Annotated in this window: 12 protein-coding genes and 1 pseudogene; 11 read left to right on the top strand and 2 right to left on the bottom strand. The window is 56.3% G+C overall.

The genetic code is table 11. The annotated features are described in order from the left end of the window. The first annotated feature begins 10 nt into the window (after window positions 1–10). From lpoB to GKC68_RS14180, 6 genes are all read left to right on the top strand, one after another. Window positions 11–607 (top strand): penicillin-binding protein activator LpoB, encoded by a 597-nt coding sequence (gene lpoB, locus GKC68_RS14205; protein ID WP_013025378.1) that lies wholly within the window; start codon window positions 11–13, stop codon window positions 605–607. Next, on the top strand, window positions 567–1,403 hold the full coding sequence (thiK, locus tag GKC68_RS14200) for a thiamine kinase (RefSeq protein WP_047713764.1): 837 nt from the start codon (window positions 567–569) through the stop codon (window positions 1,401–1,403). Before lpoB ends, thiK begins: the two co-directional genes overlap by 41 nt. Window positions 1,404–1,434: 31 nt before the next feature. After that, window positions 1,435–2,475, top strand: coding sequence for a beta-N-acetylhexosaminidase (gene nagZ, locus GKC68_RS14195; RefSeq protein WP_028722435.1), 1,041 nt, complete (start codon window positions 1,435–1,437; stop codon window positions 2,473–2,475). A 38-nt stretch (window positions 2,476–2,513) separates the two neighbouring features. Then, complete coding sequence (gene ycfP, locus GKC68_RS14190; protein ID WP_028722436.1) at window positions 2,514–3,056, top strand: alpha/beta hydrolase YcfP; 543 nt, start codon at window positions 2,514–2,516, stop codon at window positions 3,054–3,056. A gap of 212 nt (window positions 3,057–3,268) precedes the next feature. Further along, window positions 3,269–4,573: an NAD(P)/FAD-dependent oxidoreductase gene (locus tag GKC68_RS14185; protein ID WP_015700551.1), complete on the top strand. Its 1,305-nt coding sequence runs from the start codon at window positions 3,269–3,271 to the stop codon at window positions 4,571–4,573. A gap of 289 nt (window positions 4,574–4,862) precedes the next feature. Next, window positions 4,863–5,405 (top strand): glycine zipper 2TM domain-containing protein, encoded by a 543-nt coding sequence (locus tag GKC68_RS14180; protein WP_013025383.1) that lies wholly within the window; start codon window positions 4,863–4,865, stop codon window positions 5,403–5,405. 400 nt (window positions 5,406–5,805) lie between these two features. Here the strand turns inward: GKC68_RS14180 and GKC68_RS14175 are convergent. Next, window positions 5,806–6,081: pseudogene (locus GKC68_RS14175) on the bottom strand (transposase); the annotation flags it as partial. Window positions 6,082–6,169: 88 nt separating this feature from the next. Beyond that, on the bottom strand, window positions 6,170–9,619 hold the full coding sequence (mfd, locus tag GKC68_RS14170) for a transcription-repair coupling factor (protein ID WP_064367275.1): 3,450 nt from the start codon (window positions 9,617–9,619) through the stop codon (window positions 6,170–6,172). Between the two features lie 407 nt (window positions 9,620–10,026). Here mfd and lolC point away from each other — a divergent pair, with 407 nt between their 5' ends. From lolC to pepT, 5 genes are all read left to right on the top strand, one after another. Next, window positions 10,027–11,226, top strand: a complete 1,200-nt coding sequence (gene lolC / locus GKC68_RS14165) for a lipoprotein-releasing ABC transporter permease subunit LolC (protein WP_014593442.1) — start codon at window positions 10,027–10,029, stop codon at window positions 11,224–11,226. Further along, window positions 11,219–11,923, top strand: coding sequence for a lipoprotein-releasing ABC transporter ATP-binding protein LolD (gene lolD, locus GKC68_RS14160; protein WP_110983023.1), 705 nt, complete (start codon window positions 11,219–11,221; stop codon window positions 11,921–11,923). Before lolC ends, lolD begins: the two co-directional genes overlap by 8 nt. Beyond that, window positions 11,923–13,167 (top strand): lipoprotein-releasing ABC transporter permease subunit LolE, encoded by a 1,245-nt coding sequence (gene lolE, locus GKC68_RS14155; RefSeq protein WP_047713759.1) that lies wholly within the window; start codon window positions 11,923–11,925, stop codon window positions 13,165–13,167. The genes lolD and lolE overlap by 1 nt, the downstream gene beginning before the upstream one ends. Window positions 13,168–13,295: 128 nt before the next feature. Further along, on the top strand, window positions 13,296–14,129 hold the full coding sequence (gene cobB, locus GKC68_RS14150) for a Sir2 family NAD+-dependent deacetylase (protein ID WP_110983024.1): 834 nt from the start codon (window positions 13,296–13,298) through the stop codon (window positions 14,127–14,129). A gap of 391 nt (window positions 14,130–14,520) precedes the next feature. Next, window positions 14,521–15,750 (top strand): peptidase T, encoded by a 1,230-nt coding sequence (gene pepT / locus GKC68_RS14145; protein WP_028722443.1) that lies wholly within the window; start codon window positions 14,521–14,523, stop codon window positions 15,748–15,750. Window positions 15,751–15,761 lie beyond the last annotated feature (11 nt).

The following is a 15,761-nucleotide window of genomic DNA, read 5'->3' as shown; positions in this document are numbered from 1 at the left end:
GGACTGTTACGTGATTCGCAGTGTTAACCGTACTGGCGCGCTAATGATGGCGCTTATTCTTTCTGGCTGCGTGATGAAACAGCAGCAGCCGGCACCGGTCGAACCGACTCAGCCTGTGGAGCCGGTTCAGCCTGTTCCTCAGCCAGAGCAACCGATCCCCCAGCCTCAACCTGTTCCGCAACCGCCTAAGCTGGTGACGATTAACTGGGATGCCAGCGTGGAACCCTTGGTCGCACAAATGGTGCGCGCCGCCACGGTGACGCCGGGAAGCGTGTTGCTGGTCGATCGCATTAAAAACAGCACTAACGGCGCACTACAGGGTGAAAAGGCAACCAGTGCTATTCAGAACGCGTTGAATAACAACGGTAAGTTCACTCTGGTGTCGTCAGAACAGCTGGCGCAGGCGAAACAAACGCTGGGCCTTTCCCCAGACGACAGCCTCAACTCGCGCAGCAAGGCGATTGGCCTGGCGCGTAATCTTAACGCGCAGTACGTGCTCTACAGCACGGCCAAAGGCGATGTAAAGTCACCGACCTTACAAATGCAGCTGATGCTGGTGCAGACGGGTGAAATTATCTGGTCTGGAAACGGTGTCGCCCAAAATTAATGCGGCGCTTCTGCAACTGATCAAGGCTACAACGGGTGAGCATCGGTTTACGGTATCACCGCTGGCAGGATTAACCGGGCAGAGCTGCCAGATCGTCACACAAAACGAACGGCTTCTCCTCCGCCCGGCGCCACAGTCAGCGATACCTTTCGTTAATCGCCAGCGCGAAGGGCGCGTGCTGCGTAAATTGTGGCTGAGCGGCCTGGTGCAGCGCCCGCTGGCGGGCAACCGCCACGGCCTTATCCTGCCCTGGCAGGACGGTGAGGTGATGAGCGATGCCGGATTCCGTGCTGCACGGCCTCAGGTACTGGCGTTATTGCAACGGCTACACCAGCAGCCGCTCACCGGTTATCGTTTATCCCTTTTGCCCCTGCTCTGGCAGTACTGGCAGCGTTGCCAGCAGCGTCAGCATCGCTGGTTGCAGCAGCTACAACGACTCACCAGACAGGGCGAGCCGCGGCCGCTACGCCTTGCGCCGCTGCATATGGACGTGCATCCCGCTAATCTTATTCAGTCTGAACAGGGGCTGCACCTTATTGACTGGGAATATGCCGCAGACGGCGACGTGGCGCTTGAGCTGGCGGCCGTCTGTTTATCCGACCCCACTCAGCAAGAGCAGTGGCTACGTGACTATGCCGCGCTCATGCAGCTCCCGCTGACATCATTGCAACACCAGGTTTCGCGCTGGCAGCCCTGGCTGCATCTGTTAGTCGCCAGTTGGTATCAACTGCGCGCCGAACAGCGCGGCGATGCGCATTTACAACAGCTGGCTCAACAGAGCTGGCAGCAGATCTAACGGCTTTGTGCCGATAAACAGGATTCAGGCTATGACAACAGGTTTTCCCGGCCCCTTGATGCTGGACGTCGAAGGTTTCGAACTGGATGCGGAAGAGCGTGAGATACTGCGCCATCCGCTGGTGGGGGGATTAATCCTTTTCGCCCGCAACTATCATGACCCAGCTCAACTGGCCGAGCTGGTGCGTCAGATTCGTGCCGCCTCGCATACGCGCCTGGTGGTGGCGGTGGATCAGGAGGGCGGGCGAGTACAGCGTTTTCGTGATGGCTTTACGAATTTGCCCGCTATGCAGTCTTTTGCCGCGCTCAACGACATGACAACGGCAGGCGAGCTGGCGCAGCAGGCTGGCTGGCAGATGGCGGCAGAAATGATCGCGCTGGATATTGATATCAGCTTTGCGCCGGTACTGGATATCGGCCATATCAGTGCAGCCATTGGCGATCGCGCGTTCCATGAGGACCCTGCGATTGCCCTGGCGATGGCGCGGCGTTTTATTGCCGGCATGCATGAGGCCGGAATGAAAACCACCGGTAAGCATTTCCCCGGTCACGGCGCGGTCAGTGCAGATTCCCACAAAGAGACACCGCGTGATGGCCGCAGCGAAGCTGAACTGCGCGAGCATGATATGGCGATATTCCGCACGCTGATCGGCGAGCAGGCGCTCGACGCTATTATGCCCGCACACGTGATCTATACGGAGGCCGATCCGCTCCCCGCCAGCGGTTCGCCTTACTGGCTGAAAACGGTGTTACGCCAGGAGCTGGGTTTCAAGGGCGTGATTTTCTCGGACGATCTTTCAATGGAAGGCGCGGCAGTGATGGGCAGCTATGCCGAGCGTGCGCAACAGTCTCTGTCTGCCGGATGCGACATGATTCTGGTCTGTAACGACCGTCAGGGCGCGGTAAGCGTGATCGATAATTTGACCGTGATCGAGGCAGAGCCGGTAGTGCAGTTGTACCATCGGGGAACCTTTAGCCGGGACAGCCTGAAGGCCAGTCGCCGCTGGAAACAGAATGCGCAGCAGCTAAGCGCGCTGCAGGAACGCTGGCTGGCGCATAAAGCGACGTGGTAATCACGGGTTGCCCGGTGTGATGATCTTCAAGGATAAACATGATTATTTATCTTCACGGTTTCGATTCATCCAGCCCGGGCAACCACGAAAAAGTGCTGCAACTGCAGTTTATCGATCCTGACGTCAGGCTTATCAGCTACAGCACGCGCCATCCCAAACATGACATGCAGTTTCTGCTCAAGGAAACCGATAAAATGCTCAGTCTGAGCGACGATCCGCATCCGCTGATCTGCGGCGTAGGGCTGGGCGGGTACTGGTCAGAACGTATTGGTTTCTTGTGCGCGATCCGCCAGGCGATTTTCAATCCCAACCTGTTTCCGTACGAAAATATGGAAGGCAAGATAGATCGACCTGAAGAGTACCTGGACATTGCCACCAAATGCGTCAGCGATTTTCGCGAACGTAACCGCGGCCGCTGCCTGACGCTTTTATCCCGGCACGATGAGATTCTCGACAGCCAGCGCAGCGCCGCGCTGCTGGAACCCTACTACCCGATCGTCTGGGACGAAAGCGAAAGCCACAAGTTCCGCAATCTTTCCCCCCATCTTCACCGACTGAACGCCTTCAAAACGGCAGATTGACGCAGCCGGGCGCCCATGCGGTGCCCGATTGTATTGTCGGCGTTGCCAGGAACTGTCTGCTAAATTTGATGTACATCAATTTTCTGAGGCCCATCGCTTCCCGCCATGCTATTCTGCCTCCAGATAGCGAAATTATGTCGCCAACCCTATGTTTATTAAGGTTTAATTTAACCATTGATTAACTTTTGGTTCACAATTTGAGGGGGTTTTTGTTGACTACATCTGTTAAGAAAATTGTCATCGTGGGCGGTGGCGCCGGTGGGCTGGAGATGGCAACGCAGTTAGGCCATAAGCTGGGTCGCAAGAAGAAAGCTGAGATTATCCTGGTTGACCGCAACCACAGCCATCTGTGGAAGCCGTTGCTGCATGAAGTGGCCACCGGCTCCATGGATGAAGGCATTGACGCCCTCAGCTATCTGGCGCATGCCCGCAACCACGGTTTTCAGTTCCAACTGGGCTCGTTGACGAACATCAACCGTGAGAAAAAAGTCATCCAACTGGCTGAAGTCGTGAATTCGCAGGGGGAGGTATTGGTTCCCGAGCGCGAGCTGGCTTATGACACGCTGGTCATGGCGCTGGGCAGTACCTCAAACGACTTCGGCACGCCAGGCGTGAAAGATCACTGTATTTTCCTCGACAATCCGCAGCAGGCGCGTCGTTTCCATAATGAAATGCTGAATCTGTTCCTGAAATTCTCTGCCAGCGAAGGGGCGGTGGAGAAGGTGAACATTGCTATCGTTGGCGGCGGTGCAACGGGTGTTGAGCTGTCGGCAGAACTGCACAATGCCGTTAAGCAGCTCCACAGCTACGGGTATAAAGCTCTGGGCAGCGAGGCACTCAACGTCACGCTGGTGGAGGCGGGCGAACGTATTCTGCCTGCGCTACCGCCACGCATCTCCTCTGCGGCCCATCAGGAACTCAGCAAGCTTGGCGTACGCGTTCTGACACAAACGATGGTGACCAGCGCAGACAAGCTGGGCCTGCATACCAAAAGTGGCGAGTTTATTGAAGCCGACTTAATGGTCTGGGCGGCGGGAATTAAAGCGCCTGACTTTATGAAAGCAATCGGCGGGCTGGAAACCAATCGCATCAACCAGCTGGTGGTGAAAGAGACGCTCCAGACCACGCTGGATGACGACATCTATGCCATCGGTGATTGCGCGTCCTGCGCCTTACCCGGCGGCGGATTTGTGCCCCCGCGTGCGCAGTCCGCACACCAGATGGCGTCCTGTGCGCTGGATAACATCCTGTTGCAATACCAGGGCAAGCCGCTTAAAGCCTATGTTTATAAAGACCACGGTTCACTGGTTTCTCTGTCCCGCTTCAGCACCGTAGGAAGCCTGATGGGCAATCTGATGCGCGGATCGATGATGATAGAAGGGCGCATTGCCCGATTTGTCTATATATCGCTGTATCGTATGCATCAGGTCGCGTTGCACGGTTATATCAAGACCGGACTTATGATGATTGTGGGCAGTCTCAACCGTGTGATTCGCCCCCGTCTGAAGCTTCACTAATCGCATTTATCTGATTTTGTTTTAACCCGCTGATTTCACTGCTAACTTATCGGTTATGCCGTGAAGTCAGCGCGGTATCCGGCCTCCTTATCGTCGCTCAGAACTCTCCGAAAACGTGGCACTAACGCTTCAGGCACGCTTTTCTTCCCATTGTCTGATATTGCAAAAGCTTTACATCTGTAAAACTTATCTCAACCAAACGGCGAGTCGCGCACGTCGGTTCTGCCAGAGCTGTAAGGGATTTCCCAGCGGCAGGAATGCGCGGTAACACTTTCAGGAGGAACTTCCTGTGAATAAATCAATGTTAGCGGGTATCGGTATTGGCGTGGCAGCGGCACTGGGTGTAGCCGCCGTAGCAAGCATTAACGTGTTTGATCGCGGTCCACAATACGCACAGGTGCTGTCAGCAACCCCAATTAAAGAATCGATTAAACAACCGCGTCAGGAGTGTCGTAACGTGACGCTGACGCACCGTCGTCCGGTTCAGGATGAAAACCGTATCGCCGGTTCAGTACTGGGTGCGGTAGCCGGTGGTGTTCTCGGCCACCAGTTTGGCGGTGGTCGTGGACGCGACGTCGCAACGGTAGCCGGTGCGCTGGCGGGCGGTTATGCGGGCAACCAGGTTCAGGGCGGTATGCAGGATCGCGATACCTACACCACCTCTGAACAGCGTTGTAAAACCGTGTACGACAAACAGGAAAAAATGCTGGGTTATGACGTCACCTACAAGATCGGCGACCAGCAGGGTAAAATCCGCATGGAAAACGATCCCGGTACGCGCATCCCGGTTGACCGTAATGGACAGTTAATCCTGAACGGCGATAAAGCTTAAGATCCCGGGCAAAGCTTGCCGCATTGCGGTCACACAGCACATTATGAAACACGAAAGCGCATCTCCGGATGCGCTTTTTTTATGGGTCACCATGAAGGCTGTACCAACCTGCGTGACCCGATGAGGCCGCCGGACGCGCCGAACACAGCGATAAGCCTTATTTTGCTGAGCGGTAAAGCGGTGCGCGCCAGACAACATCGCCCTCAGACCGGGTCAGTTGGTAAGGTCGCCACCTTCACCAGCCATCGCCGTACAGCGTCTTCATCCTCAGAAGACAGATCGGCAAGCAGACCCGCTTCGGCCGCCCGAACTGCCGCTTTACTCAGGGTCAGAACCTGCTGTCCTTCATCCGTCAGGCCAATAATCTGAATTCGACCATGCTCCTCGTGAGGGCGACGGATTCATTTGAGATATTAAACCGTGCGGCGGCCTCGCGCATGGAAAGTTCTTCACTCAGAGCCTTCAGGACAACCGTCAGTCGAAATTCAGGAGAGTGGCGGTCATTTTTCCATGTAATACCATCAATACCGTGGAGTTGCCAGGCTCTTACCCAGCGTCGCACTGATGTTTCTTCAACACCAAAACGTTCAGCGGTACGACGTGCGCCATCGTGTCCGGCAAGATAATGATCAACGACAGCTAATCTGGTTTCGAAAGAATATTTTGGCTTTGCCATAAAAAACTGCACCTTAATCAGTTGGGTGTCCAACTTTTGGGGTGCAGTCCAAGCGGGGCGGCTTCGCGTGATGCTGGTGGTGAGCGGGTTAAGAGGCGACCCGGTTTTCCATGAGCTGCGCCATAAACGACTGCACCCATTCCATGCGCAGCTTTCTTTCCGCCAGCTCGCGGGTAAAACGTAACCGTGTGGGGCCTTCCAGTTTCCACTGCTTCGCATCTTTCTGCAGCAGACCGATCAGCCAGGCGGGATCGACACTGTTCTGCGGCGCAAAATCAAAATAACCGCCTTTTTCACTGGCTTCGATTTTACGCACGCCCACCGCGCGCGCTTTCATTCGCAGCACGGCGACGTCCAGCAGATTCCGTGCCGGATCGGGTAGCAGACCGAAGCGGTCGATCATTTCCACCTTCAGCTCCTGCAACTCCTCTTCTGCTTCGGCACTGGCGATACGTTTATACAGCGACAGGCGCGTATTTACGTCCGGAATAAACGTCTCAGGCAGCAGGGCGGGCATACGTAACTCGACTTCAGTTTGATTGCTGGTGAGATCTTCGAGGGAAGGTTCCCGACCGGCTTTCAGGGCATCGACCGCATTTTCCAGCAGTTCCATGTAGAGTGAAAAGCCCAGCGTTTCCATTTGACCACTTTGTTCTTCACCCAGCAGTTCGCCCGCGCCACGAATCTCCAGATCGTGCGTCGCCAGGGCAAAGCCTGCGCCCAGATCTTCCAGCGAGGCGATGGCTTCCAGGCGTTTTTGCGCGTCGGTCGTCATGGCTTTCGGGTGCGGCGTCAGCAGCCAGGCATAAGCCTGGTGGTGCGATCGACCTACGCGTCCGCGCAGCTGATGCAGCTGCGCCAGCCCGAAGTGGTCGGCGCGCTCAATAATAATGGTATTGGCCGTTGGGATATCAATGCCGGTTTCAATAATGGTGGTGCAGACCAGAACGTTGAAACGCTGATGATGGAAGTCATTCATCACCCGCTCCAGGTCGCGCTCGCGCATTTGCCCGTGGCCGATGGCGACGCGCGCCTCTGGCACCAGTTCCGTCAGGCGCTGAGCGGCTTTCTCAATGTTCTCAACATCGTTGTACAGGTAGTAAACCTGCCCCCCACGCAGGATTTCGCGCAAAATCGCTTCGCGGATCACCAGATCGTCAAATTCCCGAACAAAGGTTTTTACCGCGAGTCGACGCGCCGGTGGCGTGGCGATGATGGAGAGATCGCGCATCCCGCTCATGGCCATATTCAGGGTGCGGGGGATCGGCGTAGCGGTCAGCGTCAGGATATCGACATCGGCACGCATCGCTTTGATGCGCTCTTTATGACGCACGCCAAAGCGGTGCTCTTCATCCACAATCAGCAAGCCCAGATCGTGCCATTTGATCTCGCTCATTAAAAGCTTATGCGTACCAATCAGAATGTCGATTTTGCCTTCGCTGGCCTCCTGCAATATCTGGTTTTGCTCCCTGGCACTGCGGAAGCGGGAGAGCATTTCGATGCGCACGGGCCAGTTAGCGAAACGATCGCGGAAGTTATCATAGTGCTGCTGTGCCAGCAGCGTGGTCGGCACCAGCACCGCCACCTGCTTATTGTTTTCCACCGCCAGGAAAGCGGCACGCATCGCCACTTCTGTTTTACCGAAGCCCACATCGCCACAGACCAGACGATCCATCGCCAGCGGCTGACACATATCGCTTAACACGGCATTGATAGCCTGAGCCTGATCGGGCGTGGTTTCAAACGGGAAGCTTTCGCAGAAGAGCTGATACTGCTCGCGGTCGTGTTTAAAGGCATAGCCGCTTTTTGCCGCGCGCTGCGCATAGATATCCAGCAGCTCGGCGGCGACGTCGCGCACTTTCTCGGCCGCTTTCTGACGGGCGCGTGACCAGGCATCGCTGCCCAGCTTGTGCAGCGGCGCGTTTTCATCGGCGCCGCCCGCATAGCGGCTGATGAGATGAAGCGAGGAAACCGGCACGTACAGCTTGGCATCGTTGGCATAAGAGAGCATCAGATACTCGGCCTGGATGCCGCCGGCTTCAAGCGTGGTCAGGCCAATATAGCGCCCCACACCATGTTCAAGGTGGACGACAGGCTGCCCCGGATGCAATTCCGCCAGGTTACGGATCAGAATGTCCGGATTGATGGTGCGGCGCGTATCCTGGCGGCGACGGCTGATGCGCTCGCCCAGCAGATCGCTTTCACAGATCAGCGCACGATGGCCTTGCGTATCCACAAAGCCACGCTCGCTGGCGCCGATCATTAGCGCATGCTCTCCGGCGCTGACTTCGCGCAGATGATGAATAGCCTTAGGGCGAATTTTGATGCGCGCCAGCAGCTCTTGCAGGCTTTCACGGCGGCCTTCGCTCTCCACGGAGAACACGACGCCGCCGCTGAACTGCTCCAGAAACTGACGCAGGTTATCCAGCGGGGCTTTTGCCTGGGCCTGAACCGATAAGTCCGGCAGAGATTCATAACCCAGGTTGGTGTTGGCCGCTTTGGCAGGCAAAACGTCATGGGTCATACGGATGCGCGGCCAGGCTTTCAGCTCGCTCATCAACGCATCCGGCCTCAGCCACAGCGTGGCGGGCTCAAGCAGTGGACGCATCGGGTCAACACGGCGATTTTCGTAGCGCGCGTTGGCATCCTTCCAGAATCGGTCTGCGCCGCCTTCCAGATCGCCGCAGTTAACAATCAGTGTATTATCAGGCAAATAGCTGAACAGCGAAGGTAACGGCTGTTCAAAGAACAAGGGTTGCCAGTATTCAATACCGGCGGGCAGGGTGCCTTTGCTCACCTGCTGATAAACATGCTCGGCTTCACGGCGAACATCAAAAATTTCACGCCAGCGGCTGCGGAAGAGCTCAATGGCGGCTTTATCGCTGGGAAACTCGTGGGCCGGCAGCAGATTGATGGCGGGAACGGCTTCCAGCGTGCGCTGGCTGTCGACGTCAAACAGGCGCAGGCTGTCGATCTCATCATCAAAAAAATCAATACGGTAAGGTTGCTCGCTGCCCATCGGGAACAGGTCGAGCAGGGCGCCGCGGGTCGCGTATTCCCCGTGCTCCATCACCTGGTCCACATGGCGGTAGCCCGCCTGTTCAAGCTGATCGCGCAGGCGATCGCGTGACAGTTTCTGACCCTGCTGCATCACCAGCGCATGGCCGTGCAGGAAACTGTGCGGGCAAACGCGCTGCATTAGCGTATTGACCGGCATAATCAGCATGCCGCGCTGCAAGGTAGGCAGTTGATACAGGGTGGAAAGACGGGCCGAAATAATGTCCTGATGCGGTGAGAAACTGTCATAAGGCAGCGTCTCCCAGTCTGCGAGATGCGTGACAGGCAAATCGGTAAACTGGCGAATCTCGTCCAGCAGCCGCAGGGCGGTTTGCGTATCGGGTGTAATCATTAACACCGGACCAGCATGACGCTCGGTAATGCTGGCACACTCAACCGCGTGCGCAGCGCCAGTCAGCTGGCCGAGCTGGCGTTGATCGCCAGATTTCACGGGCAGGGTATAGCGAGTCGGTTCGGACATGTGATCTCGAGGTTGCTCCATTTTTACCAGGGCGTAATCATTCCATAATACGCCACGGGGATCACCTCTGCGGTAAATTTTTCTACCGCTTCGCCTTTAGGCAGGCGTGACTGAAGGGTTGCTGTGTGTAAATCTTTTTGCGAACAAGGTCCGCAGGAAAGTCAAACGGGTACATGAGCGCGACGATCATTGCCGTCATCACTTTAGGATACGGAGTATATCGGCTTCCGCGCTGAATAATCGTACGATTAACCCCCTCTTTGTAGCCTAATCCTGTGCATCGAACACTTTCCTAACCTATTCTGATACAACTTTGCAGCAGACTCAGAGGGTTAGTGGTTTCATAAAGTGGGCCGCTCCTTTATCATCCTCTCTACTTATTTTCCAGCAACTGCACATTGGATTCCATGTATCAACCTGTCGCGCTATTTATCGGTCTGCGCTACATGCGCGGAAGAGCCGCAGACCGTTTCGGTCGCTTTGTCTCCTGGCTCTCCACCATTGGTATCACGCTTGGCGTGCTGGCAATGATTACTGTGCTGTCTGTGATGAATGGTTTCGAGCGAGAGCTTGAGGGCAACATCCTGGGCCTGATGCCGCAGGCGCTGGTCACCAGCGACAAAGGCAGCATCAATCCTCAACAATTCCCGGCATCCGCTCTTAAGCTGAACGGCGTTAACCGCATTGCGCCGTTAACCACCGCGAACGTTGTGCTGCAAAGCCCACACAGCGTTTCGGTTGGGGTGATGTTGGGCATTCAGCCGGATGAAAAAGACCCGCTTACGCCCTACCTCGTCAACACCCAGCAGACTGTGCTGCAGCCGGGACAGTACAACGTTATCCTGGGTGAACAACTGGCCTCGCAACTCGGTGTCAAGCGCGGAGATACGCTGCGATTAATGGTGCCGTCGGTAAGCCAGTTCACGCCCATGGGCCGCGTACCGAGCCAGCGCCTGTTTACCGTCGCCGGAACCTATGCGGCTAACAGCGAGGTGGACGGCTACCAGATCCTGGTCAATCAACAGGATGCCTCACGGATAATGCGCTATCCGGCAGGGAATATCACCGGCTGGCGTCTGTGGCTGGACAAACCGCTGCAGGTAGATACCGTCACTCAGCAACGCTTACCGGCGGGGATGGTATGGAAGGACTGGCGCGAGCGTAAAGGGGATCTGTTCCAGGCGGTGCGCATGGAGAAGAACATGATGGGGCTGCTGCTGAGCCTGATTATTGCCGTGGCTGCCTTTAATATCATTACCTCGCTGGGCCTGTTGATCATGGAGAAGCAGGGCGAAGTGGCTATTCTGCAAACCCAGGGATTAACCCGCCGTCAGATTGTCGCCGTCTTTATGGTACAGGGCGCCAGTGCCGGCATCATTGGCACGCTGCTCGGTGCGCTGTTGGGCGTGCTGTTAGCCAGCCAGCTCAACAACCTGATGCCGGTTATCGGCCTGTTCCTGGATGGCGCGGCGCTGCCCGTCGATATCAATATGTGGCAGGTGGTGACTATCGCCTTCAGCGCAATGATTATTGCTCTGCTTTCCACGCTTTATCCTTCATGGCGCGCTGCCGCCGTACAACCCGCTGAGGCTTTACGCTATGAGTAACTCTCCTTTGTTGCAGTGCCGTGACCTGTACAAACGCTATCAGGAAGGCAGCGTCCAGACCGACGTACTGCGCAATGTGACCTTTGATGTGCAACCTGGTGAACTGATGGCGATTGTTGGCAGTTCGGGTTCAGGTAAAAGTACCCTGTTGCACCTGCTGGGCGGGCTGGATGCGCCCACCTCGGGAGAAGTGGTGTTTGACGGCCGTTCGCTAAACGGGATGTCATCCTCTGCTAAAGCGGAGTTACGTAATCGTGAGCTCGGCTTTATCTATCAGTTTCACCATCTGCTGCCTGACTTCACCGCGCTGGAAAATGTCGCCATGCCGTTACTGATCGGCAAAGTGGCTAAAGGCGAAGCGCAGACCCGCGCGCGCGAAATGCTGGCGGCGGTCGGGCTGGAACACCGTGCGGCGCATCGTCCCTCGGAACTCTCTGGCGGTGAACGTCAACGTGTGGCTATCGCCCGTGCGCTGGTTAACCGCCCGCGCCTGGTCATGGCCGATGAGCCAACGGGTAACCTGGATGCGCGCAACGCCGACGCGATTTTCGAACTGTTGGGTGAACTGAATGTGCGTCAGGGCACCGCGTTTCTGGTGGTGACACACGACCTGCATCTGGCGAAGCGCATGTCGCGGCAGATGGAGATGCGTGACGGCCAGCTAAGCGATCGCATCATCCTTGCGGGAGCGGTCTGATGGGATCGTCGTTATCGCTGCTGTTGGGGCTGCGTTTTAGCCGCGGTCGCCGTCGGGGGGGAATGGTTTCGCTGATCTCCGTTATTTCCACCATCGGTATCGCCCTGGGCGTGGCGGTATTAATCATTGGCCTCAGCGCAATGAACGGATTTGAACGTGAGCTGAACAAGCGCATCCTGGCCGTGGTGCCGCACGGAGAGATTGAAGCGGTTAATCCGCCTTTTCAGCACTGGCAGTCCATGATTGCGCCGATTGAGCAGGTACCAGGTATCGCCGCAGCGGCTCCCTATATCAATTTTACCGGACTCATTGAAAGCGGCACAAAGATGGAAGCGCTGCAGGTCAAAGGCGTGGATCCGGCGCAGGAACCGCGATTAAGCGCGCTGCCGCAGTTTGTCACAAACAACGCCTGGGCAAGCTTTGCGCCGGGTAAAAGTGAGATCATTCTCGGTGGCGGCATTGCTCAGGCGCTTAACGTGAAGCAGGGCGACTGGATCACCATCATGATCCCTAACAATGATGGCGAAAATAAGCTACTGCAACCTAAACGCATTCGTTTGCAGGTGAGCGGCATTCTTCAGTTGAGCGGCATGCTGGATCACAGCCTGGCGCTGGTGCCGCTTGCGGATGCGCAGCAATATCTGGATATGGGCGACAACGTCACCGGTATCGCGCTGAAAATGAACGATCCGTTCCAGGCGGCTAAACTGGTGCGGGCGGCCGGAGAAGTCACGCACGCTTACGTCTATATCAAAAGCTGGATCGGCACCTACGGCTATATGTATCGCGATATTCAAATGATCCGCGCCATCATGTATCTGGCGATGGTGCTGGTTATTGGCGTGGCCTGTTTCAACATCGTTTCCACGCTGGTGATGGCCGTGAAAGACAAGAGCAGTGATATTGCGGTACTGCGCACGCTGGGGGCGAAAGACGGGCTGATCCGCGCCATCTTTATCTGGTATGGCCTGCTGGCGGGCTTACTGGGCAGCGTTAGCGGCGTTGTGGTTGGGGTGCTGGTGGCGCTCAACCTCACTTCGCTGATGAAAGGGCTGGAATCCCTGACCGGTCACCATTTATTAGCGGGCGATATCTATTTCATCGACTTCCTGCCGTCTGAATTACACTGGCTGGACGTGTTTTCGGTATTGATTACCGCTATTGTGCTAAGCCTGCTGGCAAGTTGGTATCCGGCGCGGCGCGCCAGTCGTATCGATCCGGCTCGCGTGCTGAGCGGCCAGTAATCCGCACAGGCGGCCCGCGTGCCGCCTGACAGCAGGATGATGTAAACCTTAAACCGACCACCGGGCCTTATTGCCCGCTTTATATTGACCCGCGGTAGCGGTCTTTCGCTACCGCACCAGGAGACTTTATGCGTACACCTCGTCGCCGTTTACGACTTGCCCGCCTGAAGAAAACGCGCAGAAAAGTGCATCAGCGCTTTCGCCAGCGTATTTTCGAACGCGATCGTCAGGCCGAACTGGCGGCGCACCCGTTGCCGAGAATCGTTGTCTTAACGGGTGCGGGGATATCCGCAGAATCGGGAATTAACACCTTTCGTGCCGCTGACGGATTATGGGAAGAGCACCGGGTAGAAGATGTCGCGACGCCAGAAGGTTTCAGACGTGACCCGGCGCTGGTTCAGCGTTTTTATAACGCCCGTCGCCAGCAGCTTCAGCAGCCGGAGATCCAGCCCAACGCGGCACATCTTGCCCTGGCGGAGCTGGAACAGGTATTGGGCGAAAACTTGCTGTTGGTCACGCAGAATATCGATAATTTGCATGAACGCGCAGGCAACAGCCGCGTGCTGCACATGCACGGCGAGCTGTTAAAAGTGCGCTGTGCCAACAGCGGCCAGGTTATCGACTGGCATCAAGATGTCACGGCAGAGGATCGCTGTACCTGCTGTCAGTTCCCCTCGGTGCTGCGTCCGCACGTCGTCTGGTTCGGCGAAATGCCGCTCGGTATGGAAGAGATCTACCAGGCGCTGGAGCAGGCGAATCTGTTTATCGCCATTGGCACCTCGGGCCATGTTTATCCGGCCGCCGGATTCGTCCATGAGGCAAAACTGCAGGGGGCGCATACGGTAGAGCTGAACCTTGAACCGAGCCAGGTCGGTAACGAGTTTGCCGAAAGCCACTATGGACTGGCCAGCGAGGTGGTGCCTGCTTTTGTGCATAAGCTGCTGCACGCGCTACACAAATAACGCCTTGTGCCACAGGATGAATCGCGGGCAACTCGCCCGCTGTTCATCCAGACAGGATTTCAGCGTCCTTCTGTCCTCCTTCGTTTCAGCGCGATCGCCGCACCCATTTTTTCCGCCCGCTTACCCTCGCGTATCGCCTGTCCGCAGGCTGTCAGCGGCCCAACGCACATCCGCACAGCGTTCAAAAACAGGCCCAGCTTTAACGCTGTAGGAGACCGCCGTGCAAAGTGTGCGAAAATCGCCGCAAAAAACAGCAGTTGCATGCTTTTTAATGCAATCCGCCATTCTTAATTTGCCGCACAGGGACTAACCTGAAGGATAATGATTTGACGCAACGCGACCGCTTGCTCGTCTGTTAATAATAACGGGCGGCGAATTTTAAGGATGGCATATGAAGCAATTACTCGAACGCTTTTTGCGTTATGTGGCAGTGGAAACTCAGGCAAAACCTCAGGCACGTCAGGTGCCAAGCAGTGAAGGGCAGTGGATTCTGGCCCGCCAGCTGCAGGAAGAGCTGCTGGCGTTGGGCTTTGTTGATGTCAGCCTCAGCGATCACTGCTGTGTGATGGGCACGTTACCGGCAAACGTTGACTGGCCAACGCCCGTTATCGGCTTTATTTCTCATATGGATACCTCGCCGGATTTTACGGCGAAAAATGTCAATCCGCAGATCATCGAAAACTACCGGGGCGGAGATATTGCGCTGGGAAATGGGGATGAAGTGCTGTCGCCGGTGATGTTTCCGGTGCTCCATAAGCTGACGGGGCACACGCTGATTACTACCGACGGAAAAACCCTGCTGGGTGCCGATGACAAAGCCGGTATAGCAGAAATCATGACGGCGATGGCGCGGCTGGCAGAGGGCGATATTCCGCACGGCGCGATTCGCGTTGCCTTCACCCCGGATGAAGAGATTGGCCGCGGCACATCGCATTTCGATGTTGAAGGTTTTGCGGCCGACTGGGCTTATACCGTTGACGGCAGCGATGTGGGCGAATTCGAATACGAAAACTTCAATGCGGCTTCGGCGCTGGTGAAGGTAGTGGGTAACAACGTTCACCCCGGCTCCGCGAAAAACGTGATGGTGAATGCGCTGGAACTGGCCACCCGCTTTAACGCCGCGCTGCCTGCCGCAGAGAAACCGGAGTGCACTGACGGCTATGAAGGCTTCTTTCATCTTCACCAGATGAAGGGCACGGTTGAAAATGCAGAGATGCACTACATCATCCGTGATTTCGATACGGCAGCCTTTGAACAGCGGAAAAATACGCTGCTGCAGGTGGCGGCGGAGATCAACAAGGGATTGCATCCAGACTGCTCTGTTACCGTGGAGATCAGCAACAGCTATCGCAACATGCGTGAGAAAGTCGAACCTTTTCCGCATATTATCGACCTGGCGCTGCAGGCGATGCGCGACTGCGGCATTGAGCCGGTAGTGAAACCGATTCGCGGCGGCACGGACGGTTCGTCGCTGTCATGGAAAGGGCTGCCTTGTCCAAACCTGTTTACCGGTGGCTATAACTATCACGGCAAACATGAATTTGCGTCGCTGAATATTATGGCGCAATCGGTTGAGGTCATTGTCCGTCTGGCGGCGCTGGCGGGGCAGAGAAAAGCCTGAATATAAAAGGC

Source organism: Pantoea sp. RSPAM1 (assembly GCF_038816185.1).
Lineage (GTDB): Bacteria > Pseudomonadota > Gammaproteobacteria > Enterobacterales > Enterobacteriaceae > Pantoea > Pantoea ananatis.
Note: the sequence above shows the minus strand (reverse complement) of the source record. Positions and strands in the feature narration are given on the sequence as shown.

What these genes read in the sequence shown, in the direction of transcription:
- lolE (WP_047713759.1), top strand. Translation starts at nt 11,923, where the DNA reads ATGGGATCGTCGTTATCGCTGCTGTTGGGGCTGCGTTTTAGCCGCGGT.
- nagZ (WP_028722435.1), top strand. Translation starts at nt 1,435, where the DNA reads ATGACAACAGGTTTTCCCGGCCCCTTGATGCTGGACGTCGAAGGTTTC.
- ycfP (WP_028722436.1), top strand. Translation starts at nt 2,514, where the DNA reads ATGATTATTTATCTTCACGGTTTCGATTCATCCAGCCCGGGCAACCAC.
- lolD (WP_110983023.1), top strand. Translation starts at nt 11,219, where the DNA reads ATGAGTAACTCTCCTTTGTTGCAGTGCCGTGACCTGTACAAACGCTAT.
- lolC (WP_014593442.1), top strand. Translation starts at nt 10,027, where the DNA reads ATGTATCAACCTGTCGCGCTATTTATCGGTCTGCGCTACATGCGCGGA.
- mfd (WP_064367275.1), bottom strand. Translation starts at nt 9,619, where the DNA reads ATGTCCGAACCGACTCGCTATACCCTGCCCGTGAAATCTGGCGATCAA.
- cobB (WP_110983024.1), top strand. Translation starts at nt 13,296, where the DNA reads ATGCGTACACCTCGTCGCCGTTTACGACTTGCCCGCCTGAAGAAAACG.
- pepT (WP_028722443.1), top strand. Translation starts at nt 14,521, where the DNA reads ATGAAGCAATTACTCGAACGCTTTTTGCGTTATGTGGCAGTGGAAACT.